26 protein-coding genes are annotated in these 26,813 nt (G+C 65.2%); 10 read left to right on the top strand and 16 right to left on the bottom strand.

The features are described 5' to 3' along the window. Together ACCD07_RS25030 and ACCD07_RS25025 are read right to left on the bottom strand one after the other, a co-directional pair. Entirely contained in the window at window positions 1-834 is an 834-nt protein-coding gene (locus tag ACCD07_RS25030; protein ID WP_176652455.1) for an ABC transporter permease, read from the bottom strand. Beyond that, a complete protein-coding gene (locus ACCD07_RS25025; protein WP_413448902.1) occupies window positions 834-1,808 on the bottom strand; it encodes an ABC transporter substrate-binding protein in 975 nt (324 codons plus the stop codon). Before ACCD07_RS25025 ends, ACCD07_RS25030 begins: the two co-directional genes overlap by 1 nt. Window positions 1,809-2,011: 203 nt before the next feature. Here ACCD07_RS25025 and ACCD07_RS25020 point away from each other — a divergent pair, with 203 nt between their 5' ends. After that, entirely contained in the window at window positions 2,012-3,241 is a 1,230-nt protein-coding gene (locus ACCD07_RS25020) for a hypothetical protein (protein WP_413448901.1), read from the top strand. Here the strand turns inward: ACCD07_RS25020 and ACCD07_RS25015 are convergent. Continuing rightward, on the bottom strand, window positions 3,238-3,981 hold the full coding sequence (locus ACCD07_RS25015; protein WP_413448900.1) for a substrate-binding periplasmic protein: 744 nt from the start codon (window positions 3,979-3,981) through the stop codon (window positions 3,238-3,240). The genes ACCD07_RS25020 and ACCD07_RS25015 overlap by 4 nt on opposite strands. A gap of 91 nt (window positions 3,982-4,072) precedes the next feature. On the opposite strand from ACCD07_RS25015, the gene ffh reads away from it, so the two are divergent. Continuing rightward, window positions 4,073-5,440, top strand: a complete 1,368-nt coding sequence (ffh, locus tag ACCD07_RS25010) for a signal recognition particle protein (RefSeq protein ID WP_176652451.1) — start codon at window positions 4,073-4,075, stop codon at window positions 5,438-5,440. Window positions 5,441-5,620: 180 nt separating this feature from the next. Next, a complete protein-coding gene (locus ACCD07_RS25005) occupies window positions 5,621-6,010 on the top strand; it encodes an SWIB/MDM2 domain-containing protein (RefSeq protein WP_176652450.1) in 390 nt (129 codons plus the stop codon). A gap of 156 nt (window positions 6,011-6,166) precedes the next feature. Here the strand turns inward: ACCD07_RS25005 and ACCD07_RS25000 are convergent, their stop codons facing one another. Together ACCD07_RS25000 and ACCD07_RS24995 are read right to left on the bottom strand one after the other, a co-directional pair. Continuing rightward, window positions 6,167-6,751, bottom strand: coding sequence for a lytic transglycosylase domain-containing protein (locus ACCD07_RS25000; RefSeq protein ID WP_413448909.1), 585 nt, complete (start codon window positions 6,749-6,751; stop codon window positions 6,167-6,169). Window positions 6,752-6,762: 11 nt separating this feature from the next. Next, window positions 6,763-8,499 carry a proline--tRNA ligase gene (locus tag ACCD07_RS24995; protein WP_353400949.1) on the bottom strand — a complete coding sequence of 579 codons (1,737 nt, stop codon included), beginning with the start codon at window positions 8,497-8,499 and terminating at the stop codon, window positions 6,763-6,765. Window positions 8,500-8,701: 202 nt separating this feature from the next. On the opposite strand from ACCD07_RS24995, the gene ACCD07_RS24990 reads away from it, so the two are divergent. Further along, a complete protein-coding gene (locus ACCD07_RS24990; RefSeq protein ID WP_176652448.1) occupies window positions 8,702-9,319 on the top strand; it encodes an RNA pyrophosphohydrolase in 618 nt (205 codons plus the stop codon). Between the two features lie 35 nt (window positions 9,320-9,354). Here ACCD07_RS24990 and ACCD07_RS24985 read toward each other — a convergent pair whose 3' ends face one another. Next, complete coding sequence (locus ACCD07_RS24985; RefSeq protein WP_413448899.1) at window positions 9,355-9,936, bottom strand: malonic semialdehyde reductase; 582 nt, start codon at window positions 9,934-9,936, stop codon at window positions 9,355-9,357. 81 nt (window positions 9,937-10,017) lie between these two features. Here ACCD07_RS24985 and ACCD07_RS24980 point away from each other — a divergent pair, with 81 nt between their 5' ends. Beyond that, window positions 10,018-10,443 carry a DUF1841 family protein gene (locus ACCD07_RS24980; RefSeq protein WP_176652446.1) on the top strand — a complete coding sequence of 142 codons (426 nt, stop codon included), beginning with the start codon at window positions 10,018-10,020 and terminating at the stop codon, window positions 10,441-10,443. Between the two features lie 140 nt (window positions 10,444-10,583). Here ACCD07_RS24980 and ACCD07_RS24975 read toward each other — a convergent pair whose 3' ends face one another. Together ACCD07_RS24975 and ACCD07_RS24970 are read right to left on the bottom strand one after the other, a co-directional pair. Continuing rightward, window positions 10,584-10,925 (bottom strand): c-type cytochrome, encoded by a 342-nt coding sequence (locus ACCD07_RS24975; protein WP_176652864.1) that lies wholly within the window; start codon window positions 10,923-10,925, stop codon window positions 10,584-10,586. Between the two features lie 11 nt (window positions 10,926-10,936). Continuing rightward, complete coding sequence (locus ACCD07_RS24970) at window positions 10,937-11,278, bottom strand: c-type cytochrome (RefSeq protein ID WP_176652445.1); 342 nt, start codon at window positions 11,276-11,278, stop codon at window positions 10,937-10,939. Between the two features lie 199 nt (window positions 11,279-11,477). Here ACCD07_RS24970 and ACCD07_RS24965 point away from each other — a divergent pair, with 199 nt between their 5' ends. Genes ACCD07_RS24965 through ACCD07_RS24955 form a run of 3 tightly spaced genes read left to right on the top strand, consistent with a single transcriptional unit; the run spans window position 11,478 to window position 14,117 of the window. Further along, complete coding sequence (locus ACCD07_RS24965) at window positions 11,478-12,332, top strand: AAA family ATPase (protein ID WP_176652444.1); 855 nt, start codon at window positions 11,478-11,480, stop codon at window positions 12,330-12,332. Then, entirely contained in the window at window positions 12,332-12,946 is a 615-nt protein-coding gene (locus ACCD07_RS24960; RefSeq protein WP_176652443.1) for a GNAT family N-acetyltransferase, read from the top strand. Before ACCD07_RS24965 ends, ACCD07_RS24960 begins: the two co-directional genes overlap by 1 nt. A gap of 1 nt (window position 12,947) precedes the next feature. Beyond that, entirely contained in the window at window positions 12,948-14,117 is a 1,170-nt protein-coding gene (locus ACCD07_RS24955; RefSeq protein ID WP_353400952.1) for a vWA domain-containing protein, read from the top strand. A gap of 320 nt (window positions 14,118-14,437) precedes the next feature. Here ACCD07_RS24955 and kdpE read toward each other — a convergent pair whose 3' ends face one another. The 8 genes from kdpE to ACCD07_RS24915 all read right to left on the bottom strand — a co-directional run bounded on the left by kdpE (window position 14,438) and on the right by ACCD07_RS24915 (window position 24,387). Further along, entirely contained in the window at window positions 14,438-15,148 is a 711-nt protein-coding gene (gene kdpE, locus ACCD07_RS24950; protein ID WP_353400954.1) for a two-component system response regulator KdpE, read from the bottom strand. Next, the gene (kdpD, locus tag ACCD07_RS24945; RefSeq protein WP_353400956.1) at window positions 15,141-17,924 is read right to left on the bottom strand and encodes a two-component system sensor histidine kinase KdpD; all 2,784 of its coding nucleotides are present in this window, start codon (window positions 17,922-17,924) and stop codon (window positions 15,141-15,143) included. Before kdpD ends, kdpE begins: the two co-directional genes overlap by 8 nt. A 15-nt stretch (window positions 17,925-17,939) precedes the next feature. Further along, window positions 17,940-18,527 carry a potassium-transporting ATPase subunit KdpC gene (gene kdpC / locus ACCD07_RS24940; protein WP_353401418.1) on the bottom strand — a complete coding sequence of 196 codons (588 nt, stop codon included), beginning with the start codon at window positions 18,525-18,527 and terminating at the stop codon, window positions 17,940-17,942. Between the two features lie 21 nt (window positions 18,528-18,548). Further along, window positions 18,549-20,669, bottom strand: coding sequence for a potassium-transporting ATPase subunit KdpB (gene kdpB, locus ACCD07_RS24935; RefSeq protein ID WP_353401420.1), 2,121 nt, complete (start codon window positions 20,667-20,669; stop codon window positions 18,549-18,551). Window positions 20,670-20,702: 33 nt separating this feature from the next. Then, window positions 20,703-22,520 (bottom strand): potassium-transporting ATPase subunit KdpA, encoded by a 1,818-nt coding sequence (gene kdpA, locus ACCD07_RS24930; protein ID WP_353400958.1) that lies wholly within the window; start codon window positions 22,518-22,520, stop codon window positions 20,703-20,705. Further along, window positions 22,520-22,609: a potassium-transporting ATPase subunit F gene (locus tag ACCD07_RS24925; RefSeq protein ID WP_176652437.1), complete on the bottom strand. Its 90-nt coding sequence runs from the start codon at window positions 22,607-22,609 to the stop codon at window positions 22,520-22,522. The genes kdpA and ACCD07_RS24925 overlap by 1 nt, the downstream gene beginning before the upstream one ends. 500 nt (window positions 22,610-23,109) lie before the next feature. Continuing rightward, entirely contained in the window at window positions 23,110-23,871 is a 762-nt protein-coding gene (locus tag ACCD07_RS24920; RefSeq protein ID WP_413448898.1) for a TorF family putative porin, read from the bottom strand. 15 nt (window positions 23,872-23,886) lie between these two features. Then, the gene (locus ACCD07_RS24915; protein ID WP_413448897.1) at window positions 23,887-24,387 is read right to left on the bottom strand and encodes a hypothetical protein; all 501 of its coding nucleotides are present in this window, start codon (window positions 24,385-24,387) and stop codon (window positions 23,887-23,889) included. Between the two features lie 223 nt (window positions 24,388-24,610). Between ACCD07_RS24915 and ACCD07_RS24910 the strand changes: the two genes are divergently transcribed. Then, window positions 24,611-26,608: a DNA topoisomerase IV subunit B gene (locus ACCD07_RS24910; protein WP_353400963.1), complete on the top strand. Its 1,998-nt coding sequence runs from the start codon at window positions 24,611-24,613 to the stop codon at window positions 26,606-26,608. Between the two features lie 13 nt (window positions 26,609-26,621). Then, window positions 26,622-26,813: hypothetical protein (locus ACCD07_RS24905; protein ID WP_413448896.1), on the top strand; the 192-nt coding region annotated here is incomplete at its 3' end.

Below are 26,813 nucleotides of genomic sequence, written 5' to 3'. Positions count from 1 at the left end.
TCAGTTCTCCAAACCACGGTGCCAACGCAACAGGTAGTTGTTCAGCTTGTTGACGCCGGTGTCGATGGCCAGGCCGATCAGGCCGATGGTGATCATGCCGGCCATGATCTTGTCCGACCAGAAGTACTCGCGCGCCTCGAGGATGCGGAAGCCCAGGCCGTTGTTGACGGCGATCATCTCGGACACGATGACGACGATGAAGGCGGTGCCGATGCCGATGCGCACGCCGGACAATATATAGGGTACGGCGGCCGGCAGGATCACCCGCACGAACAGCGTGCCGCCGGTCGCGCCCAGGTTGCGCGCGGCGCGCAGGTAGATGCCGTCGACCTGGCGCACGCCGGCGATGGTGTTCATCAGCACCGGGAAGAAGGCGCCCAGCACGATCAGGAAGATGGCCGGCGCGTTGCCCAGCCCGAACCACAGGATGGACAGCGGGATGTAGGCGATCGGCGGGATCGGCCGCAGCAGCTGCATCAGCGGATTGAACCAGGCGTAGACGCGCGGCCGCGCGCCCATCAGCAAGCCCAGCGGCAGCGCCAGCGCGGCGCCGATGGCGAAGCCGACCACCACGCGGTACAGGCTGCCGAGCGAATCGACGATCAGCTCGCCCGACACGGCCCACGCCAGCCAGCTGCCCTGGGCCGCGTCGTACGGCTGGATCGGCAGCAAATAGGCGATCCAGCGTTCCAGCACCGCCAGCGGCGACGGCAACATCTGCGGGTTGGCCCAGCCCATCACGGCCACGACCTGCCAGACGGCGATCACCAGCGCCGGCACGATCAGGCCGACGCCGGCCTCCCTCCAGCGCGAACCAGCCGAGGCGCCGGCCATTACTTCACGCCCAGGCTTTTCTTGGCCGCGTCCAGCAGGTCGGTCTTGACCCACTCCTTGGCGGCGGGCGGCTTGGCCATGCGGCCGACGCCGGTCTTGAACATGACGTCGGTGGTGATCTGGATGTGCTCAGGCGTGATGTCGTAGGAATACGGCGAATTGCCGATCGCGTCGTCGAAGTCGTCCTTGGTGATCTGGCCCTTGAACACCGTCTCGCGCACGTATTTCTCGGCCACGGCCGGATTGTCGATGAAGGTCTTGGTGGCCTCGACGAAGCAGCGCATGAACTTCTCGGCCAGCGGGCGGCGCTCCTTGTAGAACTTCTCGGTCATCACCATGGTGCGGATCGGCTCGCCGATCGGGGTGTTGTACGGCTTCAGGATCTCGGTGCCGTAGCCCTTGTTGATCGCCTGCGACGACTGCGGCTCGGAATTCATCATGGCGTCGATGTTCTTGCCCAGCATGGCCTGGTTCAGGTCGGCGTACGCCAGGTAGATCAGCTGCACGTCCTTGCCCGGCTGGTCGGCAAAGCTCAGGCCGGCCTGCTGCAGCTCGGCCAGCAGCAGCACTTCCTGGATGCCGCCGCGGGTGACGCCGACCTTCTTGCCCTTCAGGTCGGCAAGCGTCTTGAGCTTGAGGTCGGCGCGTCCGACCAGCCGCGCGCCGCCCTTGGCGAAGCCGGCCACGACAAAGATGGGCGCGCCGCTGGCGCGGCCGGAGATGGCCGCCTCCGACGCCGTGGTGCCGACGTCGAGCTCGCCGGCGATGATGCCCTGCATGACGTCCAGCCCCTTGGCGAACACCCGCTCCTCGACCTTGATGCCGCACTTGGGCGCGATCTCCTTGATGTACGAGACGGCGCCGTAGTGGGCGAACTTCAGGTTACCCAGGCGTACCACCTCCTGGGCCTGGGCGCCGGCGGCCATGAGCAATGCCGCCGCAGTCATTATCTTGCCGAACGTTTTCAGTTTCATGCAGTCTCTCTCCTTGACGAATGTCGGCCGACGGCCACCATTGCTATTGTGCACCGATCATATCAAGCAGCTCCATGAAAAACAGCAAAAACTTGTCACTGCGCCGGTCGTTGGTGACATTGTGTGTATATGAACGGCCCCCGGATGATGGACAATTCGCCTGCAATTATATTTAATATTGTTTTTATACAAACAGGAGCATCATGTCCGTCACGAATCTCCCTGCCGCCGCACGCGGCGCCCTCCGCGCGCTGGCGCTGGCAACGATGCTGGCCGCTTGCGGCGGCGGTGGTGGCAGCGCCGGCGGCCCGGCCGCGCCGGTGGCGCAGACCATCACGCTGAGCAAATCCGGCAATGGCGAACTGCTGCCCGGCGCCGCCGCAGTCAGCCTGACCGCCACGCCCGACGTCGCCGGCACCGTCAGCTGGAGCGTCGATGCCGGCCCCGGCACGCTGTCGGCCGCCAGCGGCGCGACGGTCAGCTACACGCCGCCGGCCGCCGCCGTCAGCGCCCCGACCAGCGTGGTCATCACCGCCAAGGCCGGCAACGCCAGCCAGAGCACGACGCTGACGCTGTATCCCGACCCGGGCGCGCCCGGCGTGTGGCTGGTGGCCGGCGACGTCTACCACGACGGGCTGTCTGCTGACCCCTTCACCATCATCGAGAAGGACGGCCAGGGCGCCGCCGCCATATTTGGACGCCCGCGCGTGCTGGCTGCCGACAATAGCGGCAACTTGTACGTGATCGACTATGCCGCCGGGTTTTATGACACGCACTCGTCCGGAACGATCGAGCTGATACTGCGCAAGGTTACCCCGGCGGGCAACGTCACCACGCTGGCGCACGACACCTCCGAGGCAGCCCAGCCCAACAGCATGGTGGTCGACAAGGCCGGCAACATCTACATCGCCAGCCAGAAGCTCGACGACACCCGGGGTCCGCGCGCGCTAGGCGGCGACATCCGCAAGGTCACGCCGGGCGGCGCCGTCAGCGTGCTTGCCGGCAGCATCACCAGCGTCGGCGTGCGCGACGGCAGCGGCGCGGCGGCCAGCTTCGTCGGCGCGTCGCTGGCCGGCATCGACGCCGATGGCAATCTGTATGTCAACGACCGCGACGCCAGCTTCAACAATCAGCTCACCCTGCGCAAGGTCACGCCGCAGGGCGTGGTGACGACGATCGCCAGCCTGCCCGCCGGCCTCGCCCAGGCACCCGACGGCTATACCTATGCGGCCGATTCTTCACAGGCCCTGCTGTATCGCACCGCTGCCGACGGCACCCGCAGCACGCTGGCCGGCGTGGCCGGCCAGCAGGGCACGGTGCTCGGCACGCTGCCCGGCGGTTTGCAGTATCCGATGTCGGCGGTGCGCACCGGACCGGCCAGCGTGGCCGTGATCTCGGGCAGCGGCATCGTCAAGGTGGTGCTGCCGCACTAGTCCTTCAGGTATTTGTCGTAGATGGCGCGGTAGCGGCCGCTCTTGTGCAGGTGCGCCAGGCCGGCGTTGAAGTCGTCGCGGATGGCGGCGTCGCGGAACACGGGACGGTAGTCGTTTGGATCGGCCTGGATGACGCTGTGCTCGTCCACCGCCGGCATCACGAAGCCGGGCTTGCTGCGGGCGTAGTAGCGGAACACGCTGCGGTCGCTCAGCACCACCTCGTAGCGGCCCAGCGCCAGCAACTGCGGCTGCACTTCCTGGTGGTTGTTCTCGACGTAGTCGTTGCGCGACAGCCCGGCCAGCCACACCGGATAGCGGTTGGCCGCGCCGACAAACGACATCACGCTGCGGCCGACCAGGTCCTGCGGCTTGCGGATCACCAGCCGGCGGCTCTTGAGCGTATAAAACACATTGTCGTACACCACCGGCGGCGCGCCGTAGTAGCCGCCGTGCGGCGTCATGTCCTCGCCGACGTCCATCATGATGGCGTCGACCTGGCGCGCCTTGAAGCTGGGCGGGATGCGCCCCATCGGCAAATAGCGCGCCTGCAGCGCGTGGCCGCGCCAGGCCAGCGCCTCGCGCACGATCTCGACTTCGATGCCGGCATCCTCGCGCACTAATATATAAGGCGGCAGGTTGTCGCCGAAGGCCATGCTGACGGTGGCCGCGCCGGCCCGCGCGGCGATCGCCGACGCCAGGGCCAGCGCCGCCGGCCGTAATAATCTGCTTGCTGGGTTCATCCGGCGATGATAGCAGGCTTGCCGGCCGCCGCCACGCCGGCCGCCGCCCCGATGGGGTAAAATGGCGGCCACTGTTCATTCCGGGTCCATCATGCTAGACAATCTTACCCAACGCCTTGCCAAGGTCGTTAAAACCATGCGCGGCGAGGCCCGCCTGACCGAAGCCAACACCGCTGAGATGCTGCGCGAAGTGCGGCTGGCGCTGCTCGAGGCCGACGTCGCCCTGCCGGCCGTGCGCGAATTCATCGCCAAGGTCAAGGACAAGGCCCTGGGCGAGGAAGTGATCTCGTCGCTGACGCCGGGCCAGGCGCTGGTCGGCGTGGTGCAGCGCGAGCTGGCCGCGCTGATGGGCGCCGACCTCGGGCCGGAAGCGTCGCAGCTGAGCTTTGCCCAGCAGCCGCCGGCGATCATCCTGATGGCCGGCCTGCAGGGTGTGGGCAAGACCACCACCGTCGGCAAGCTGGCCAAGTACCTGAAGGAAGAAAAGAAGAAGAAGGTGCTGACCGTGTCGGCCGACGTCTACCGTCCGGCCGCGATCGCCCAGCTGCAATCGGTGACCGCCCAGGTCGGCGCCGATTTCTTCCCGTCCACCGCGCAGGACAAGCCGGTCGACATCGCGCTGGCCGCGCTGGACTGGGCCAGGAAGCACTACCACGACGTGCTGATCATCGACACAGCCGGCCGCCTCGGCATCGACGAAGCGATGATGCAGGAAATCGCCGCCGTCCACGCCGCCGTGAAACCGATCGAAACGCTGTTCGTGGTCGACGCCATGCTGGGCCAGGACGCCATCAACACGGCCAAGGCCTTCAACGACGCGCTGCCGCTGACCGGCATCGTGCTCACCAAGCTGGACGGCGATTCGCGCGGCGGCGCCGCGCTGTCGGTGCGCCACGTCACCGGCAAGCCGATCAAGTTTGCCGGTGTGTCGGAAAAGCTCGACGGGCTGGAAGCGTTCGACCCGGCGCGCATGGCCAGCCGCGTGCTGGGCATGGGCGACATCATGGCGCTGGTGGAAGAGGCGCGCAAGGGCGTCGACAGCAAGGCCGCGGCCGAGCTGGCCGCCAAGGTCAAGTCGGGAGGCAAGTTCGACATGAACGACTTCAAGGCGCAGCTGGGCCAGATGAAGAAAATGGGCGGCATGGCCAGCCTGGTCGACAAGCTGCCGGCCCAGTTCCAGCAGGCCGCCGGCGGCGCCAACATGGACCAGGCCGACAAGCAGGTGCGGCGCATGGTCGGCATCATCGACTCGATGACGCCGCAGGAACGGGCCAAGCCGGAGCTGATCAAGGCCACCCGCAAGCGCCGCATCGCGGCCGGCGCCGGCGTCCAGGTGCAGGAAGTGAACCGCATGCTGACCCAGTTCGAGCAGATGCAGACGATGATGAAAAAGCTCTCCGGCGGCGGCATGATGAAGATGATGCGCTCGATGAAGGGCATGATGCCGGGCATGCGCTAAGACGGGGAAAAGCCCCGGTTTACGCCCTGTGAAGGTGCGCTAGCCCGGGAAACCCCGTGTTTACGTGGTGTTTCCGGGAAAAAACGCGAAAAACACTTGCATAAGCCTTAAATCACCACCAATATTAGCCGGTGCGATCAATTGCGCAATTTTCCATGTGTTCGTTAAGGAGGCTCGAAGATGGCAACAGCCAAAAAAACCCCAGCAGCACCAGCTAAGAAGGCCGCAGCCGCGAAACCAGCAGCCGCGAAAAAAGCAGCACCAGCAAAAGCAGCAGCCAAACCAGCAGTGAAAAAAGCGGCAGCTCCGGCCGCAGCGCGCAAACCGAACGCCGCCTTCATGAAAGCGATGACGCCGTCGGCAACGCTGGCCGCCGTGGTCGGCGCCACCCCGCTGCCGCGCACCGAAGTGACCAAGAAAGTCTGGGATTACATCAAGAAGCTCGACCTGCAAGATCCGGCCAACCGCCGCATGATCAACGCCGACGACAAGCTGAAAGCTGTATTCGGCGGCAAAGCCCAAGTGTCCATGTTCGAAATGACCAAGCTCATTTCCGACCACCTGAAATAAGCGCAGCGGCCAGTACAGCCGCGCCGGGATGCCTCAATCGCTCACGCGCTTGAGGCATTTTTTAATCCGGGGTCAGATCCGACATTTGGACACGAACTCTGCCGTAGCTTCCGCTACGGCAGAGTTCGTGTCCAAATGTCGGATCTGACCCCGGATTTATTTCCAGTTGTTCCAGGCCGAGAGCACGGCGTTCGGGTAGTCGGGCTTGCCGCGGCTGCCGTTGTAGCGGCCCAGCGCCAGATACAGGTTGCCGGCCTCCATGTCGAGGTACATGCGCAGGATGGCGCAGCCGTAGCGCAGGTTGGTCTGCATATTGAACAGCGCGCTGCGGTTGCGGTCGCCGATGATGTTGGTCCAGAACGGCATCACCTGCATGTAGCCGCGCGCGCCCACCATCGACACCGCGTACTTGCGGTAGGCCGATTCGACCTGGATCAGGCCCAGCACCATGCCCGGGTCGAGCCCGGCGCGGCGCGCTTCGTACCACACGGTGGAGAGGAATTCGCTGCGGGTCTGCTCGTCGGGCAGCTTGCGCTTCAGGCGCGACGACATCTGCGCCAGCCAGCCCTGGTAGCGCAGGCGCTCGGCCTCGGTGCGGAAGGTCGGCTGCGGCGGCGTCGCATCCTTGATCGCGTTCGACAGCGCCAGCCGAACCGAATCGGCCAGCGCTTCTTCCTTCTGGTTGCCGGCGTGGGCGATGCCGGCGGTGACCAGCACCGCCGCGATCGCCGCGCCCAGCATGCGCTTCACGTTCACGCCGCCATTTTGCCTTTGACGAAGCTGACGATGTCGGCCACCGGCACGGCGGTCGCTTCGGCGTCGCGGCGGCCCTGGTATTCCAGGTTGCCTTCCTTCAGGCCGCGGTCGCCGATCACCACGCGGTGCGGCACGCCGATCAGCTCCCAGTCGGCGAACATCTGGCCCGGACGCAGGCCGCGGTCGTCGACGATGACGTCGATGCCGGCCGCCAGCGCGTCGGCGTACAGTTGCTCGGTCGCTTCCTTGACCGCCTCGCTGCGGTCCATGCCCATCGGGCACAGCACCAGTTCGAACGGCGCCAGCGAGGTCGGCCAGATGATGCCCTTGTCGTCGAAGTTCTGCTCGATCGCGGCGCCCAGGATGCGGGTGATGCCGATGCCGTAGCAGCCCATCTGCAGCGGCGCGGGCTTGCCGTTTTCGTCGAGGAAGGTGGCCTTCATCGACTCCGAGTACGCCGTGCCCAGCTGGAACACATGGCCCACTTCGATGCCGCGCTCGATCGCCAGCACGCCCTTGCCGTCCGGCGAGGCGTCGCCGGCGACGACGTTACGCAGGTCGGCCACGATGGCAGGCTCGGCGGTATCACGGCCCCAGTTGGCGCCGGTGTAGTGGTAGCCGGCGTCGTTGGCGCCGCAGACGAAGTCGGCCATGTTGGCGACCGTGCGGTCGGCCACGATGGTGACCGGGGCCTTGGTACCGATCGGACCCAGGTAGCCAGGCACGCAGCCGTACACCTCGAGGATCTCGGCTTCGGTCGAGAAGCGGTGCGCCGCCAGGCCGGGCACCTTGCCGACCTTGACTTCGTTGAGCTCGTGGTCGCCGCGCAGCAATAACATGAAATACTGTTTAGCTGTTTTGCCGTCTTTTTCGGTCTCCACCGTCAGCGCGATGGTTTTCACCGTCTGCGCCAGGTCCAGCTTGAGCAGTTCGGCCACCGCTTCGCACTTGGTGGCGTCCGGCGTGGCGGTCTTGGTCAATGCCTGCGCGGCGGCCGGACGGGTGGCGGCCAGCGGCAGCGCCTCGGCCGCCTCCATATTGGCGGCGTAGTCCGAGCTCGGGCAGTAGACGATGGCGTCCTCGCCGGTGCTGGCGATGACGTGGAATTCATGCGAACCGGTGCCGCCGATGGCGCCGTTGTCGGCCGCCACCGCGCGGAACTTCAGGCCGAAGCGGTTGAAGATGCGGGTATAGGCGTCATACATGATCTGGTACGAAGCCTGCATGCCGGCCAGGTCGCGGTCGAACGAGTAGGCGTCCTTCATGGTGAACTCGCGGCCGCGCATCAAACCGAAGCGCGGACGGCGTTCGTCGCGGAATTTGGTCTGAATGTGGTAAAAATTCAACGGAAGCTGACGGTAGGATTTAATTTCCGAACGAACAACATCGGTGATCACTTCCTCGGCGGTCGGCTGGAAAGCGAACTCGCGGCCGTGGCGGTCCTTGATGCGCAGCAGCTCGGCGCCCATCTTGTCCCAGCGGCCGGTTTCCTGCCACAGCTCGGCCGGCTGGATCAGCGGCATCAGCAGCTCTATGGCGGCGGCCTGGTTCATCTCTTCGCGCACGATCGCCTCGACCTTGCGGATGATGCGCAAGCCCATCGGCATGTAGGTATAAATGCCCGAACCCAGGCGTTTGATCATGCCGGCGCGCATCATCAACTGGTGGCTGACGATCTCGGCGTCGGAAGGCGCTTCTTTAAGCGTGGAAATAAAAAATCGTGAGGCGCGCATACGGTGAATTCTTTTTAAAAAGAGAGAGTTATAATCAACCTAATTTTAAAGGATTAGCTGGCTGATGCGTCCATACTTTATACAAATGCGTTCAATTGATAGCTCCATGGCCGTTTTCGTACCCCGAAAACCCAGCCGTGGCGCGGTTTTGTGGGCAAAAATATAAGCAGGGAGCTCGGTCGCAGAAAGTTTGAGGTGCAATATGCTCGATCGTGAAGGGTTTCGGCCCAACGTCGGCATCATCCTGCTAAACGCCCAGAACGAGGTGTGGTGGGGCAAGCGGGTGCGCGAGCACTCATGGCAATTTCCGCAGGGCGGCATCAAATACGGAGAAACGCCGGAACAGGCGATGTATCGGGAGCTGGAAGAAGAGATCGGATTACGGGCAGAGCATGTCAAGATCGTCGGCCGCACGCGCGACTGGCTGCGCTACGAGGTGCCCGACCACTTCATCAAGCGCGAGATTCGCGGCCATTACCGTGGCCAGAAGCAGATTTGGTTCCTGCTGCGGATGTGCGCCCGCGACAACGACGTCAACCTGCGCCTGACCGACCATCCGGAATTCGACGCCTGGCGATGGCATGAGTACTGGGTGCCGCTGGACGTGGTGATCGAATTCAAGCGGGAAGTGTATCAGCGGGCCCTGCAGGAGCTGTCGCGCTTCCTGACCTGGCCGGCCAACGGCCACGACCGCCGGCACCACGGCTCGCGCTACCTGCGCCAGCCGCATCCGCCGCGGCCGAATCCGGAACCGCCGGGTTCGACCTGCGGGACGGCCGAGCCGGCAGTGGCGGCCGAACCGGAAAAGAAAAGCGGTTGAAACGATGGGACAGCCTGGCTGTCCCATTTTTTTATTCAAACGATCTTGCAGGCCTCGTCGAACGCCAGCCGCGGCGCGCGCGGACGCACCTTGGCCACGTCGCCGTAGCCGAGATTGCACAGGAAGTTGGACTTGACCGTCGTGCCGGCAAAGAACGCCTGGTCCACCTTGGCGTTGTCGAAGCCGGACATCGGCCCGCAATCGAGGCCGATCGCCCGCGCCGCCATGATCAGGTAGGCGCCCTGCAGCGACGAGTTGCGGAAGGCGGTGGAGCGTATCGCCTCGTCCTTGCCGGCAAACCACGAGCGGGCATCGACGGCCGGCGACAGCTGCGGCAGCTTTTCATAAAACGCCAGGTCCATGCCGACGATGACGGTGACCGGCGCCGCCATGGTCTTGTCGGCGTTGCCGGCGGACAGGGCCGGCCGCAGCCTGGCCTTGGCTTCCGCCGAGCGCACGAACACCAGCCGCGCCGGCGAGCTGTTGGCCGAGGTGGGCGCCCATTTAAGCAGGTCGTACAACAGTTCCAGCTGGGCGTTGCTGACTTCGCGGTCCAGCCAGCCGTTGTGGGTGCGGGCGCTGTAGAACAGCGTATCGAGGGCGGATTGGTTCAGCATGGCATATCCATCAAGGTTATTAAATAATTACGACCGAGGCCGCGGACATCGCTTATTTTATCGAGCGGGTACAATATCGGCATGTTTAATCCCTCCTCCGACGACGTCCGCCGTTTCTTCTGCGAGACTTTCCGCAAGCAGCGGGCCAATGAAATCATGACCCCCATAGAGACGATGGCGGCCGACTGGGTGCGCAACCATCCGGAGTACCACGACGTGCTGGGCGACGTCGACGCGGCGCTGGCGCGCGACTACTCGGTCGAAGGGGCGCAAGCCAATCCCTTCCTGCACCTGTCGATGCATCTGTCGATCGACGAGCAGATCTCGATCGACCAGCCGCGCGGCATCCGCGACGCCGCCACCGCGCTGACCCTGAAGCTGGACGACGCCCACGCGGCGCACCACGAGATCATGGAATGCCTGGGCGAGATGATCTGGAACGCCCAGCGCAGCGGCACCCCGCCCGACGGCGAGGCCTACATCGAAGCGGTCAAGCGCCGCCTGTAAAATCCGGGGTCAGATCCGACATTTGGACACGGTCTCTGCCGTAGCGGCCGCTACGGCAGAGACCGTGTCCAAATGTCGGATCTGACCCCGGATTGAAAAAGCCACGCATTGCGTGGCTTTTTCATAGGCATCGAAGCGGATCAGCGGTGTACCGCCAGCGTGCCCGGCAGGCTGTGCAGGTAGGCCGCCAGGTCCTTGATGTCCTGGTTGCTCAGCGGCTTGACCTGGCCGGTCATGATCGCGTTGTTGCGGCCGTTGGCGCCGTCGCCCCGCTTGTAGGCGGTCAGCGCGTGCTCCAGGTAATCCTTGTGCTGGCCGGCCAGCTTCGGATAGCTCGGGTCGATCGGGGTGTTGAAATCCTTGCCGTGGCAGGCGAAGCAGCTGTACTTGTCGGCCAGCGCCTTGCCGGCGTCGATATTGCCGCCAGCGAAGGCGGAGCAGGAAACGGCGGAGCAGAACAGCGCGGTGATCAGTTTTTTCATCATGTCGGTCCTCATTTCGCGGCGGCGGTGGTGGCGGTCTGCTGCGAGTAGAACGCGGCAACATCGGCGATGTCCTGGTCCGACAGGCTGCTGGCGATACCCTTCATCGACGGATGCTTGCGGTCACCTTTTTGATACGCCTTCAACGCGCTTTCGATGTACTTGGCCGACTGGCCGCCTATCATCGGCACCTGGAACACTTCCGGGAAGGTGGCCTTGTAGCCGGGAATCCCGTGGCAACCGATACACATTTCAATCTTGGCTTTGGCGTTCTGGGCATTGCCCACTACGTCGGCCGCCGTGGCGATTTGAGCGATGCCTGCGAGCACGAGGAGTGCGGTGATTTTTTTCATGGTGTCTGCAAGTAAGTAATCGGGTACTACCGCGCGGATGCAAAACTTGACTTTTGCACTATCAGCCTGCGATTCTAACCCAAGTATTTTTTCTAAGCTACAGCGAATCATTGCCAGAACAACATACCAGGGACTGAGCACGCCCTCTATCGAACTCCCCTATACTGCGCAAATCCCCTTCTTTTTGAGACAGAACCGTATGCAAGCCACCCACCGCTTTGAAGGCTCCGACCAGTACGTCGCGACCGATGACCTGAAACTGGCCGTGAATGCGGCCCTGACGCTGCAACGCCCGTTGCTGATCAAGGGCGAGCCGGGCACCGGCAAGACCATGCTGGCCGAGGAAGTGGCCGCCGCGCTGAACATGCCGCTGATGCAATGGCACATTAAGTCCACCACCAAGGCGCAACAGGGATTGTACGAATACGACGCAGTGTCGCGTTTGCGCGACTCCCAGCTGGGCGACGAGCGCGTGCGCGACATCCACAACTACATCGTCAAGGGCGTGCTGTGGCAGGCATTTACCGCGCCGGAGCCGGTGGTGCTGCTGATCGACGAGATCGACAAGGCCGACATCGAGTTCCCCAACGACCTGCTGCGCGAGCTGGACCGGATGGAATTCTACGTCTACGAGACCCGCGAAATGGTGCAGGCCAAACACCGTCCGCTGGTCATCATCACCTCCAACAACGAAAAAGAGCTGCCGGACGCCTTCCTGCGCCGCTGCTTCTTCCACTATATTAAGTTCCCGGACCGCGACACGATGGAGCAGATCGTCGCCGTCCACTACCCGAACCTGAAGAAGGAGCTGCTGGCGCAGGCGCTGCAGACCTTCTACGAGGTGCGCGACGTGCCGGGCCTGAAGAAAAAGCCGTCGACGTCAGAGTTCCTCGACTGGCTCAAGCTGCTGATGGCCGAGGACATCCCGCCCGAGGCGCTGCGCAGCAAGGACGCCAAGGCCATCGTGCCGCCGCTGCACGGGGCGCTGCTGAAGAACGAGCAGGACGTGCACCTGTTCGAGCGCCTGGTGTTCATGTCGAGGACCAACCGCTGATGAATCAGCTCGCCCGCCCCGCCGCCCCCATCGCCCCGGTCACGCTGGAACTGAACGGCGTGCGTCTCGAACCACTGGGCCCCCAGCACGCCGACGGCCTGCGCGCGGCCGCCAGCGACGGCGCGCTGTGGCAGCTGCGCGTCACCTCGGTGCCGGAACCGGAGCAGGTCGACGCCTATATCGCCACCGCGCTGGAGATGCGTCCCGCCCGGCTGGCGTTCGCCGTCATCGACCTCGCCGGCGGCGCCGTGGTCGGCACCACCAGCTATCATGACATCGTGCCGACCATCGCGCGCCTGGAGATCGGTTATACCTGGTATGCGAAGCGTTTTCAGCGCAGCCACGTCAACACCACCTGCAAGCTGCTGCTGATGACGCACGCGTTCGAAACCCTGGGCGCGGCGCTGGTCGGCCTGCGCACCGACAACTTCAATTTCGCCTCGCAGGCGGCCATCGAGCGGCTGGGCGCGAAGAAGGACGGCGTGCTGCGCCACCACGCGCTGCGCCGCGACGGCACCGTGCGCGACACCGTCATGTACAGCATCGCCGCCGGCGAATGGCCGGAAATCAAGGCGCAGTTGCGCTACAAGCTGGAACAGCACGGAGCCCGCTGACATGCTGATCGACTTCTTTTTTACTTTGAAAGACGCCAAGATTCCGGTGTCGATCAAGGAGTTCCTGACCCTGCTGGAGGCGATGGAAAAGAACGTCATCGGCGCCTCGATGGACGATTTCTACTACCTGTCGCGCCTGACGCTGGTCAAGGACGAGGCCCACTTCGACAAGTTCGACCGCGCCTTCGCCCAGTACTTCAAGGGCATCAACGCCGCCTTCGAGACCAACAGCGCCATCCCGCTGGACTGGCTGATCAAGCGCATGGAGCGTGAGCTGAGCGACGAGCAGAAGGCCCAGCTGGAGAAATTCGGCTACGACAAGCTGATGGACCGCCTCAACGAGCTGCTGAAGGAACAAAAGGAGCGCCACGAGGGCGGCAGCAAGTGGATAGGCACCGGCGGCACTTCGCCCTTCGGCAACGGCGGCACCAATCCCGAGGGCGTGCGCATCGGCGGCAAGGGCGGCAACCGCACGGCGGTCAAGGTGTGGGAGGCGCGCGCCTACAAGGACTACGACGGCGAGCGCGAACTGGGCACGCGCAACATCAAGGTGGCCCTGCGCCGGCTGCGCAAGTTCGCGCGCCAGGGCGCCGAGGAGGAATTCGCGCTGGACGCGACCATCCGCGCCACCGCCAGCAACGCCGGCTACCTGGACATCAAGATGCAGCCCGAGCGCAAGAACAACATCAAGGTGCTGATGCTGTTCGACGTGGGCGGCACCATGGACGACCATATCGAGCGCACCGAGGAACTGTTCTCGGCGTCGAAGACGGAGTTCAAGAACATGGAGTTCTTCTACTTCCACAACTGCGTGTACGACTACATGTGGAAGAACAACCGGCGCCGCAACTCGGAGCGCTTCCCGACCTGGGACATCCTGCGCAAGTACCCGCCCGACACCAAGCTGATTTTCGTCGGCGACGCGACGATGAGCCCCTACGAGGTGCTGCAGCCGGGCGGCTCGGTCGAGTACAACAACGAGGAGGCGGGCAGCGAATGGCTGGCGCGCTTCACCCACGCCTTCCCCAAGTTCGCCTGGCTCAATCCGGAGCCGGAAGGTGTGTGGCAGTACCGGCAGTCGATCTCCATCATCAAGCAGCTGATGAACAACCGCATGTTCCCGCTGACGATGGACGGCCTGGAACGGGCCATGCGCACGCTGAGCAAGTAGTTATTTGGCGGTTTCCGGACGCCAGTCGTACTCCATGTAGTTGGCGGCCATCTTCGCGCGGTCGGCGCCCAGCTCGCGCTGCACCAGGGGGCAGCGGGGTCAGGGCAGCGGGGTCAGTTCCGGCAATCTGCCAGGCGTGGCACACTGCCGGAACTGACCCTAATGCCTATGTTTTGACCGCAAACCGATGAGCCGTCATTCCCGCGCAGGCGGGAATCCATAGGGCGCGTGGTCATGGGCTCACCATGGATTCCGGCTTGCGCGGGAATGAAGGCTCATAACTTAGCGGCATTAGGAACTGACCCCGTTGTTTCGCGGTTTTAAGGCAGCTGCAGGCGGTAGCCGACGGCGGTTTCGGTCAGCAGGTAGCGCGGCTGGGTCGGATCGGCTTCCAGCTTGTGGCGCAGGTGGCCCATGTAGATGCGCAGGTAGTGGCCGTTCTCGGACTGCGACGGCCCCCACACGGCGCGCAGCAGCTGCGGGTTGGTCATCACGCGGCCGGCGTTGCTGACCAGGACCGCCAGCAGGCGGTATTCGGTCGGCGTCAGGTGCACGTTCTCGCCGGCGCGCGTCACGCGGCGGTTCTTCAGGTCCACCGCGACGTCGCCGAACTGGATCAGGCCGGAATTGTCGGCGGCCGGCTGGCGCTGGCGCCGCAGGGTGGCGCGCACGCGGGCCAGCAGCTCGCCCACGCCGAACGGCTTGGTCAGGTAGTCGTCGGCGCCGGCGTCCAGCGCGCGGATCTTGTCGGCTTCGTTGACCCGCGCCGACAGCACGATCACCGGCACGCTCGACCACTTGCGCACGTCGGTGACGAAATCGATGCCGTCGCCGTCGGGCAGGCCCAGATCGAGCACGATCAGGTCGGGCTTGCGGGTGCCGGCGTCGATCAGGCCGCGCTGCAAGGTCGCCGCCTCGTGCACCTGCCAGCCCTCCTCCTCCAGCGCGCTGCGCACGAAGCGGCGGATCTGCGGTTCGTCCTCGACCAGCAGGGCGACAGGCGCGGTCGGCAAGGTGGCGGCGTCATTCATGGCGATGTTCCTGTTCCAGCTCCGGCATGGCCGGCGGTGTGCCCAGCGGCAGCGTGATGGCGAAGGCGGCGCCGCCCAGCGGCGATGGCGCCGCCGCAATGCGGCCTCCGTGCGCCTCGACGATGGCGCGGCAGATCGCCAACCCCAGCCCGACGCCCGGCTTGGCCGATTCGCGCTCGCCGCGGGTGAATTTTTCAAAGATCGCTTCTTCGCGCCCATGCGGCAGGCCCGGACCGTCATCATAGACCATGATGTTGATCCAGGCGCCGTGCAGCTCGGCGGAGATCTCGATGCGCGAGCCGGGCGGCGTGTATTTGGCGGCGTTTTCCAGCAGGTTGCACAGCACCCGCTCGATCAGCACCGCGTCGTAGCGCAGCAGCGGCAGCTCGGGCGGCAGCCGGGTGCGCACCTGATGGCCCTTCAGCAGCGAGCCGACGGCGCGCAATGCGCTGCCGACCACTTCTTCCAGCGGCTGCCATTGCAGGTTGAATTTGACCTCGCCGCTTTGGATGCGCGCCATGTCGAGCAGGTTGGACACCAGTGCGCTCATGCGCAGCGCCTCGTCGTGCAGCGCGGCGGCCATGTCCAGCTGCGATGGCGCCAGCGCCGGTTTGGAGCCGGCCAGCGATTCGGACAGCCCGACCAGCGACGTCAACGGCGTGCGCAGGTCGTGCGACAGCGCCGCCAGCAGCGAGTTGCGCAACCGCTCCGACTCCATGTTGACCAGCGCGTTCTGCGCCACCTCGATGTAGTGCACCCGCTCCAGCGCGATGGCGGCCAGCGCGGCGAAGGTGTCGAGCTGCTGCCGCTGCTCGGGGATCAGGATCCAGCGCCGGTGTTCTGGCTCGATCGCCAGCACGCCGCGGGTGCGCATCGGCGCCACCAGCGGCAGGTAGAAGATGCGGCTGGCCGGCAGCGTGTCGGTGCCCAGGCCCGCGCTTTCGGCGCGGTCGTAGGCCCATTGGGCGATGCCGGTGTCCAGCACCGACAAGTGGGCGCTGGTGGCGATGTCGGCCGCGTTCAGCGGCGGCAGCCGCAAACGGCCGGCGTCGTCCGGCACCAGCAAGGTGGCGCGGGCGCGGAAGGCGCGCTGGATGAAGCTTTGCGTGGTCTCGAAAATCTGCTCGGTCTGCAGGGCGCCCGACAGTTCGCGGGCAAACTCGTACAGCGCGCGCGAACGCTTTTCGCGGTGCGAGGCGACGCGCGCCTGGAAGCGCAGGTCGGCCGTCAGGTGGCCGGTGATCAGCCCCACCGCCAGCATGACCACGAAGGTGATCAGGTACTGGAAGTCCGACACCGCGAAGGTGAAGCGCGGCGGCACGAAGAAGAAGTCGAAGCAGGCCACGCTGACGCAGGTGGCCAGCACCGACGGGCCGCGCCCGAAGCGCACCGCCACCAGCACCACCACCAGCAGGAACAGCATGGCGATGTTGGCCAAGTCCAAGTAGGCCAGCAGCGGCGTGGCCAGCAAGGCGGTGGCGAAGCTGGCCGCGCCGGCGACGAGGTAGCCGGCGGCGCGACGGCGCACCAGCGCGGTATCCGGCTCGCCGTCCGGCGAACCGTCGGCGGTGCCGGATGCATCCCAGCCCCAGCCTGCGCCCGCCGCCGCGCGCGGCACACCCGCGCCGGCCTCGTTGCGCGGCTCGCCGATTTCGATCAGGTCGATGTCCGGCGCGTACGCGGCCAGGCGCTTGATGTGCGGCTTGCGCCAGGGCCAGGTCGGATGGCCGCGTCCCATGACGATCTTCGACAGGTTGTGGCTGCGCGCGTAATCGACCGCCGCCAGCGCGATGTCGTGGCCGGAAATGACGGCGGTGGCAGCGCCCAGGTCTTCGGCCAGCTTGAGCGTCTTGAGGATTTGTTCGCGCTGGGCGGCGGGCAGCCGCTGCAGCGACGGCGTTTCGATATAGATCGCGTGCCAGCCGGTGCCCAGCTGGCTGGCCAGCCGCGCCGTGCTGCGCACCGTGTGCTCGCCGCCCGGGCGCGGGCCGACGCAGGCCAGCAGCGCGGCGCCGGTCTTCCATATCTCGGCGATGGACTTCTCCACGCGGTAGGCGCGCACGTCGTCCTCGATGCGGTCGGCGGTGCGGCGCAGCGCCAGCTCGCGCAGCGCGATCAGGTTCCCCTTGCGGAAAAAATTCTTCGACGCGCGTTCGGCCTGCTGTTCCTGGTACACCTTGCCGCTCTTGAGCCGCGACAGCAGCTCGTCGGCCGGAATATCGACCAGCACCACCTCGTCGGCCTGGTCGAACACCGTGTCCGGCACGGTTTCGCCGACGCGGATGCCGGTGATGCCGCCGACCACGTCGTTCAGGCTTTCCAGGTGCTGCACGTTGACGGTGGTGAGCACGTCGATGCCGGCGTCGAGCAGCTCCTCGACGTCCTGCCAGCGCTTGGGGTGGCGCGAGCCGGGCGCGTTGGAATGGGCCAACTCGTCCATCAGGATCAGCGGCGGACGGCGCTCCAGCGCGCCGTCGAGGTCGAATTCGGCGATGCGCTTGCCGCGATAGTCGACCGCCTTCGGCGGCAGCACGTCCAGTCCGGCCAGCATGGCCGCCGTCTCGCTGCGGCCATGGGTTTCCACCACGCCGACCAGCACGGCCTGGCCGTCGGCCTGCAGCTTGCGGGCGGCGGCCAGCATGGCGTAGGTCTTGCCGACGCCGGCCGAGGCGCCGAAGTAGATGCGCAGCTTGCCGCGCGCCGCCTTGCGCTCCTGCGCCTGCACCTGCGCCAGCAGCGCATCGGGGTCGGGTCGCACACTATCGTTGGGGAACATGGCCATCCGTCGATTTTACTGCTTCGTTGCCGGTTTTGCCCGGTCCAGCGCGAGATTAAGCTCCAGCACGTTGACGCGCGGTTCGCCGAAGAAGCCGAAATACTGCTTCAGCCGGCTGCCGTCTATCATCGCCAGCACCTGTTCGGCGGGCATCCGGCGGGCGGCGGCGACGCGGCCGGCCTGGTAGCGGGCGGCGGCGACGCTGATCTCCGGATCGAGTCCGCTGCCCGACGCCGTCACCAGGTCGACCGGCACCGGCAGCGTGTTGCCCGGGTCGGCGGCCTTGAGCGCGTCGATGCGGCCCTTGACGGCGTCCAGTTGGGCCGCGTTGTTCGAGCCCAGGTTGGAGCCGCCGGAACCGGCGGCATTGTCGGGCATCGGCCCGGTGGCCGACGGCCGGCCCCAGAAGTACTTCGGCGACGAGAACGACTGGCCGATCAGCGTCGAACCGACCGCCTTGCCGTCGATCTCGACGATGCTGCCGGCGGCCTGCGCCGGGAACGCCACGGCGCCGATGCCGGTGACGGCCAATGGGTAGATCACGCCGCAGATCAGCGTCAATGCGCCGAAGACGACGACGGCGGGGCGAAGATGGGACGACAGGGATGATGACATGATGACTCCTTAAACCAGGTTGAACGCCGACAGCAGCAGGTCGATCGCCTTGATGCCGATGAACGGCAGGATGATGCCGCCGACGCCGTACAGCAGCAGGTTGCGGCGCAACAGCGCGACGGCGCCGATGGCGCGGTACTGCACGCCCTTGAGCGCCAGCGGGATCAGCACGACGATGATCAATGCGTTGAAGATCACCGCCGACATGATGGCCGACGACGGACTGGCCAGGTGCATGACGTCGAGCGCCTTCAGCTGCGGATAGGTGCCGACGAAGGCCGCCGGGATGATGGCGAAGTACTTGGCGATGTCGTTCGAGATCGAGAACGTCGTCAGCGAGCCGCGCGTCATCAGCATCTGCTTGCCGATTTCGACGATCTCCAGCAGCTTGGTCGGATTCGAATCCAGGTCGACCATGTTGCCGGCCTCCTTGGCGGCCTGGGTGCCGGAGTTCATCGCCACGGCGACGTCGGCCTGGGCCAGCGCCGGCGCGTCGTTGGTGCCGTCGCCGGTCATGGCCACCAGGCGGCCTTCGGACTGGTAGCTGCGGATCAGTTTGAGCTTGTCCTCCGGCGTCGCCTCGGCCAGGAAGTCGTCCACGCCCGCCTCGGCGGCGATGGCGGCGGCGGTCAGCTTGTTGTCGCCGGTGATCATCACGGTCTTGATGCCCATGCGGCGCAGCTCGGCGAAACGCTCCTTGATGCCGCCCTTGACGATGTCCTTGAGCTCGACCACGCCCATCACCCGGCCGGCATCGACCACCACCAGCGGCGTGCTGCCGCGGCGGGCGACATCGTCGACGGTGCGCGACACCTCGGCCGGATAGGGCTGGCCCAGCGACTCGACATACTGGCGCACGGTGTCGGCCGCGCCCTTGCGAACAGCGCGTACCGAACCCGATTCGCCGATGTCGACGCCGCTCATGCGGGTCTGCGCGGTGAACGGCACGAACACGGCGTGCAGCGACGCCATCTCGCGTTCGCGGATGTTGAACTTCTGCTTGGCCAGCACCACGATGCTGCGGCCTTCCGGCGTTTCGTCGGCCAGCGAGGCCAGTTGCGCCACGTCGGCCAGCTGCTGGTCGGTCACGCCCGGCGCGGGGAAGAAGGCCGAAGCCTGGCGGTTGCCCAGCGTGATGGTGCCGGTTTTATCGAGCAGCAGCACGTCGACGTCGCCGGCCGCTTCGACCGCGCGGCCGGAGGTGGCGATCACGTTGGCCTGCATCATGCGGCTCATGCCGGCCACGCCGATGGCCGACAGCAGGCCGCCGATGGTGGTCGGGATCAGGCATACCAGCAGCGCGATCAGCACGGTGATGGTGATCGGCGTTCCCGAGCCGGCGGCGGCCACCGAGAACAGAGAGAACGGCAGCAAGGTCACGGTGACGACCAGGAACACGATGGTCAGCGCCACCAGCAGGATGGTCAGCGCGATTTCGTTGGGGGTCTTCTGGCGCTTGGCGCCTTCGACCATCGAGATCATGCGGTCGAGGAAGGTCTCGCCCGGATTGGCGGTGACCTTGACCACCAGCCAGTCCGACAGCACGCGGGTGCCGCCGGTGACGCTGGAAAAGTCGCCGCCCGACTCGCGGATCACCGGCGCCGATTCGCCGGTGATAGCGCTTTCGTCGACCGAGGCCACGCCTTCGATCACTTCGCCGTCGATCGGAATCACGTCGCCCGCTTCGACCAGGATGTAGTGGCCCTTGCGCAGGTCGAGCGCGGGCTGCGGCAGCCAAGTGGTGCCGTGCTTCGGCGTGGCCAGTTTCTTGGCGACGACGCTCTGCTTCAGGCTACGCAGCGAGGCCGCCTGCGCCTTGCTGCGCCCCTCGGCCATCGCCTCGGCGAAGTTCGCGAACAGCACCGTGAACCACAGCCAGATGGAGGTGGCCAGGATGAAGCCGGGCCGCGCCTCACCCTGGCCGAACAGCGCCTGCACGTACAGCAGCGTGGTGATGATGCTGCCGACGTAGACCACGAACATCACGGGGCTGCGCAGCTGCGTTGCGGGACTGAGCTTGCGGAACGAGTCGGCGATGGCCGGCATCAGCAGCTCCGAGTCGAACAGCCGCAGCTTCTTCGCAGGCGGATTGACAGGTGAACTGGAAGGTGGATTGGTAAAGAGGGTCATCTCTTTTTGCGTTGTGTCTGACATGGCGATTCCTTATTTTGCAAACAGCTGCAGGTGTTCAACCACAGGGCCGAGCGCCAGCGCCGGCACGTAATTCAGCACGCCGACCAGGGCGACCACGCCGCACAGCAGGCCGATGAACATCGGACCGTGGGTCGGCATGGTGCCGGCGTTGGCCTCCAGCCGCTTCTTGCCGGCCAGCGAACCGGCGATGGCCAGGATCGGCACGATCATCGCGAAGCGGCCAAACCACATGGCGATCGCCAGCGCGATGTTATAGAACGGCGTGTTGGCGGACAGGCCGGCAAACGCGCTGCCGTTGTTGTTGGCGGCCGAGCTGAAGGCGTACAGGATCTCCGAGAAGCCATGCGCGCCCGGGTTGAGGATGCCGGCCTTGCCGGCGTCGCACATGACGGCGATGGCGGTGCCGGCCAGCACCAGCGTCGGCGTGACCAGGATGGCGATCGAGGTCATTTTCATTTCATAGGCCTGGATCTTCTTGCCCAGGTATTCAGGCGTGCGGCCTATCATCAGGCCGGCGATGAACACCGCCATGATGGCGAAGATCAGCATGCCGTACAGGCCTGAGCCGACGCCGCCGAAGATCACTTCGCCGAACTGGATCAGCAGCATCGGGATCATGCCGCCGACCGGCATGAAGGAATCGTGCATGGCGTTGACCGCGCCGCACGACGCGGCCGTGGTCACCGCCGCGAACAGGGCCGAGGCGCTGATGCCGAAGCGGGTTTCCTTGCCTTCCATATTGCCGCCCGATTGCAGCGCGCTCATGGTCTGGTCGACGTGCAGCGCCTGCAGCGCGGGATGCGCGGCCTGCTCGGCGCCCAGCACCACCACCGTGCAGGCGACGAACAGCACCGTCATCGCGCCCAGCACCGCCCAACCCTGGCGCTTGTCGCCGACCATGCGGCCGAAGGCGAAGCACAGGCCGGCCGGGATCACGAAGATCGCCAGCATCTGCATGAAGTTGGCCAGCGGCGTGGGATTTTCATAGGGATGGGCCGAGTTGGCGTTGAAGAAGCCGCCGCCGTTGGTGCCCAGCATCTTGATCGCTTCCTGCGAGGCGACCGGGCCCATGGCGATGCTTTGCGTGGTGGCGGTCAGCGTTTCCGTGACCGGCTCGCCCTTGGCGTCCTTCAGCGGCTGGCCGTCGGCGCCCACTTTGGGCTGGGTGTAGGTCACGGCATCGAGCAGACGCACGTCCTTGTAGGCCGAGAAGTTCTGGATCACGCCCTGCCCCATCAGGAACACGGCGAACACCAGCGACAGCGGCAGCAGCACGTACAAGGTGGAGCGGGTGACGTCTGCCCAGAAGTTACCGATGGACTTGGCCGAGCGCGACGAAAAGCCGCGGATCAGCGCATAGGCCACGGCGATGCCGGTGGCGGCCGAGAAGAAGTTCTGCCCCGCCAGCACCAGCATCTGGGTCAGGTAGCTCATGGTCTGTTCGCCGCTGTAGCCCTGCCAGTTGGTATTGCTGACAAAGCTGACGGCGGTGTTGAACGAGGAGTCGGCGCTGACGTTGGCCAGGCCCTGTGGATTCAGCGGCAGGAAGGCCTGCACGCGCTGCAGGGCGTACACGGCCAGCGCGCCGATGCCGTTAAACAGCAGCAGCGCGATGGCGTAGGCTTTCCAGCCCTGGCCTTCGACCGCGCCATCCTTGCCTGCCATCCCGGCCAGGCGGTACAGCAGCTTTTCGATCCGGCCCATCCAGCCCATGCCCGGAATGGCGCTGCCGTCGCCGACGCGGGTCAGCAGGATGCCCAGCGGCCAGGCCAGCGCCAGCAACGCGGCCAGGAACGCCACCAGCAGTAGTATCGATTGCATGGTCATCACAGTTCCTCCGCTTTCAACAGCGCCACGACCAGGTACACCAGCAGGCCGGCGGAGGCGATTGCGCCGATCAGATAGAAGATGCTCATGGCTGGCCTCCCAGCTTGTCGCAGCCGGCGGCAAACGCCACGGTTACGGCAAAGAACACCACCATTGCACCGATAAATACTATGTCCATCACACCCTCACAGGTCTTGTTTTGATAATGAGAAGGTTAGCGGGAAGGGTCTAAAGATTTTGTAAAGACTTGGAGAGCGGGTGTAAACAAACCGTAAAAATCGCGGGGAGGATATGTATGGGGTGTGCGCGCGGAGTCCCTGTTCTGAAGTCTTCTGCTATTTCTTCTGAACCCTTCTGGCGGAACCTATTTCCGGAACAGAACAATCAGTGTGCAGTTAGCAGCCCATACCCTGCTCGATCTGATCGAACAGGCCGGCAGGAATGGGGCATCGCAGGATCCATCGGCGATCGTATTAACCGCCGTGGAAAGAAGCCACGCTCCGCGGAACCCGGCCCGGGTTGGACGCTGCCTGAGCGTCGCAAGTACCGCTTCCGTCTGGAGGATGTCGCCTTCGATTGAAGACCGTTTTTAAAAGGTTTTGTTAACAATCACCTGCAGCGCGGTCTTGCCGAGGAACTTGCCGTTGGCCGGCGAAGCGTAGGCGGTCTTGCTGGCGTTGGTGCCGATGACGGCCAGCGCGCCGGTCACCACGCCGAAGTCCCTGGTCACGCCGATTTTCCAGTCGGTGTAGCTTGCCGCGTCGTTGCGCCTCACTTTCTGGTGGCCCGCATGCAGGTTGACGGTATAGCCCTCGCCCGCATCGATATTGGCGCCGATATCGAGGTAGCCGCTGTTCTTGCTGTCGACGAAGCCGAACAGGTTGGTCACCGCGTGCGAATACTTGACGTAGGCCGGGCCGTAGCCCAGCTGGCCGTAGATTTCGGCGGTGTTGGCGTCGACGAAGCCGGACACCTTATCGAGGCCGTTCGACGGGTACACATAACCCAGAACGCCGACGTCATACGACACCGCCTCGCTCACCTGCCCACGCTGGCCGGCGTAGATATCCCATTCGACGTCGCCGCCACCGCCCGCGTCCTTGGTCCACTTGATGGTCGACAGCCAGGTGCCGGCATAGAAGCCGGTCGGGTTGTTGACGTAGTCGAAGCCACCCTGCAGCGCCGGCTGCAAGCGGGTTTGCGAAACGCCGCGATATCGGTAATCGCTGACGCCGGCGGCGTTGAAGCTGGTCTCGTTGTCCGGCTTCGCCGCCGGCGCGGCATCCTGCGCGCGCACGCTGCCGCCAAAGACAGCGGCGAAAATTGAGGCGGAGAGTATTAACTTCTTCATGATGCGGTCTTTCTGCTAGTGGGTAAAAACTTCGTGATAGAGGGACTCCATGTCGCCGTTGGCGCCCGCGTGCAGCACGGTGTGGGCCAGCGTCGCCGACATCACATGCGCCACATAAGCGCGCACCGCCGCCAGTTCGGACGCATCGGCGTCGCCGACGAGCATGAACAGCACCCGCAGCCCCGGATTGAACATGCGCGCCGCGTTCAGCCGCGCGATCAGCGCATACTGCCCCGCCAGATCGGCCTGCGACGGCGCCAGCGGCACCACCGCCAGCCGGGCGGCGATCAGCGCCGCCCGGTTATCGGCGGAGTCACGGCCCGCGGTGTCGATGACGATGTCGCAGCGGCGGCTGCGCAGCCGTTCCAGCTCGGCCACCAGCTCGCGCCCCGAAACGGTGCGCGCGGCGGTGTCGATCAGCGTCACGGTATGGCCGCTGCGGGCGCGCAGCCGGGCCAGATGGGCGGCCACTGCGGCCCTGGCGGCGTCGTTCTGGTTGGCGATGGCGATGATCATGCAAGCCCCTGTTTTGATCGTTGCGATACAAAACAGCTTATCGACGCCGCCGTAAAAACGGTCTAAAAAGGCGGGCCGTCGTTGTAAACATCGTGTATAAATTGGCCCGCGCCTTTTTTTTGGCCCTTTTCCGCCGCGATTACGCCCGGTTGAGGATAGAATACGCAAACGCCCGCATAAAACTGTACATAAACCCAGTATTAAACCTCAAGCTTGATCACGTATGGCCACTAAAAAACCAGTTTCCGACTACAGCGAATCATCCATCCGGGTCCTCAAGGGCCTGGAACCCGTCAAGCAACGCCCGGGGATGTACACCCGTACCGAGAACCCGCTGCACATCATCCAGGAAGTGATCGACAATGCCTCCGATGAGGCGCTGGGCGGGCATTGCAAAAACATCATCGTCACGCAGAACGCCGACGGCAGCATCACCGTCGAGGACGACGGCCGCGGCATCCCGGTCGGCCTGCATCCGGAAGAAGGCGTGCCGACGGTGGAAATCGTCTTCACCCGCCTGCACGCCGGCGGCAAGTTCGACAAGGGTTCGGGCGGCGCCTACGCGTTCTCCGGCGGTTTGCACGGCGTCGGCGTGTCGGTCACCAATGCGCTGTCCAAGCGCCTGGAGATCACCGTCTGGCGCAAGGAGCCCGACGGCACCGGCCTGCACAAGCTGGCCTTCGAGCACGGCGACGTGGTCGAGCCGCTGTCCTCCATCGTCGCTCCGCGCGACGGCAAGAAGTCCGGCACCCGCGTCACCGCCTGGCCGGACGCCAAATATTTCGACTCGCCGGCCATCTCGCAGACCGAGCTTCAGCGCCTGCTGCGCTCCAAGGCCGTGCTGCTGCCTGGCGTCACCGTCACGCTGGCCAACGCCAAGACCGGCGAATCGCAGACCTGGCAGTACAACGACGGCCTGCGCGGCTACCTGACCGAGGCGCTGGCGCAATCGACCGACGGCGAAACCCTGATCCCGCTGTTTGAAGGCGCGCAGTTCGCCGGGCCGGACGCCGAAGGCTTCGCCGAGGGCGAAGGCGCGGCGTGGGTGGTGGCATGGACCGAGCAAGGCGCCGTGGTGCGCGAATCCTACGTCAACCTGATCCCGACGCCGAACGGCGGCACCCACGAATCGGGCCTGCGCGACGGCTTGTACGGCGCCGTGAAGAACTTCGTCGAGATGCACTCGCTGCTGCCCAAGGGCGTCAAGCTGCTGCCGGAGGACGTGTTCGCGCGCGTCTCCTTCGTGCTGTCGGCCAAGGTGCTGGACCCGCAGTTCCAGGGCCAGATCAAGGAACGCCTCAACTCGCGCGACGCCGTGCGCCTGGTGTCGACCTACTCCAAGCCCGCGCTCGAGCTGTGGCTGAACCACCACGTCGACTACGGCAAGAAGCTGGCGGAGCTGGTCATCAAGCAGGCGCAATCGCGCCTGCGCTCGCTGCAAAAGGTCGAGAAGAGGAAATCGTCCGGCGTGGCCGTCCTGCCGGGCAAGCTGACCGACTGCGAATCGACCGACGTCACGCGCACCGAATTGTTCCTGGTCGAGGGCGACTCGGCGGGCGGTTCGGCCAAGATGGGCCGCGACAAGGAATTCCAGGCCATCCTGCCGCTGCGCGGCAAGGTGCTCAACTCGTGGGAGACCGACAAGGACCGCCTGTTCGCCAACAACGAGATCCACGACATCTCGGTGGCCATCGGCGTCGATCCGCACAACGCCGACACCATGCCGGATTTGAGCGGCCTCCGTTACGGCAAGATCTGCATCCTCTCCGATGCGGACGTCGACGGCTCGCACATCCAGGTGCTGCTGCTGACCCTCTTCTTCAAGCACTTCCCAGGGCTGATCGCCAACGGGAACATCTGCATCGCCCGTCCGCCGCTGTACCGCGTGGACGCGCCTGCGCGCGGCAAGAAGCCGATCCAGAAGCTGTACGCGCTCGACGCCGGCGAACTGGTGGCGATCGAGGACAAGCTGCGCAAGGACGGCCTGAAGGAAGGCGCCTGGTCCATCTCCCGCTTCAAGGGCCTGGGCGAGATGAACGCCGAACAGCTGTGGGAAACCACGATGAACCCGGACACGCGCCGCCTGCTGCCGGTGTCGCTGGGCGCCTACGCGCACGGCGAATCGGCCGCGCGCTTCAATATGTTGATGGGCAAAGGCGAAGCCGCCGCCCGCCGCGCCTGGATCGAAGAACACGGCAACGAAGCCGAAGCCGATATCTAATTACTGACCGACTATGACTCATCAAGCAAATCTCTTTGACGAACCGGCGCCGGAAACGGCAGCCGGCCAGCAGGCTATCGCTACGCCGCCCGCTCCGCCCGCACCACCGATGCCGCCGCAAGGCGGCGACGGCATGGGCGGCGACGGCGGCATGGGCGCCATGGGTGGTGGCGGTGGCGGCGGCGATGACGCCGGCGGCCCGGGC

The organism is Duganella sp. Dugasp56 (assembly GCF_047304105.1).
In the GTDB taxonomy this organism is placed as follows: domain Bacteria; phylum Pseudomonadota; class Gammaproteobacteria; order Burkholderiales; family Burkholderiaceae_D; genus Rugamonas; species Rugamonas hordei.
This window is presented reverse-complemented; position numbering and strand designations above follow the sequence as displayed.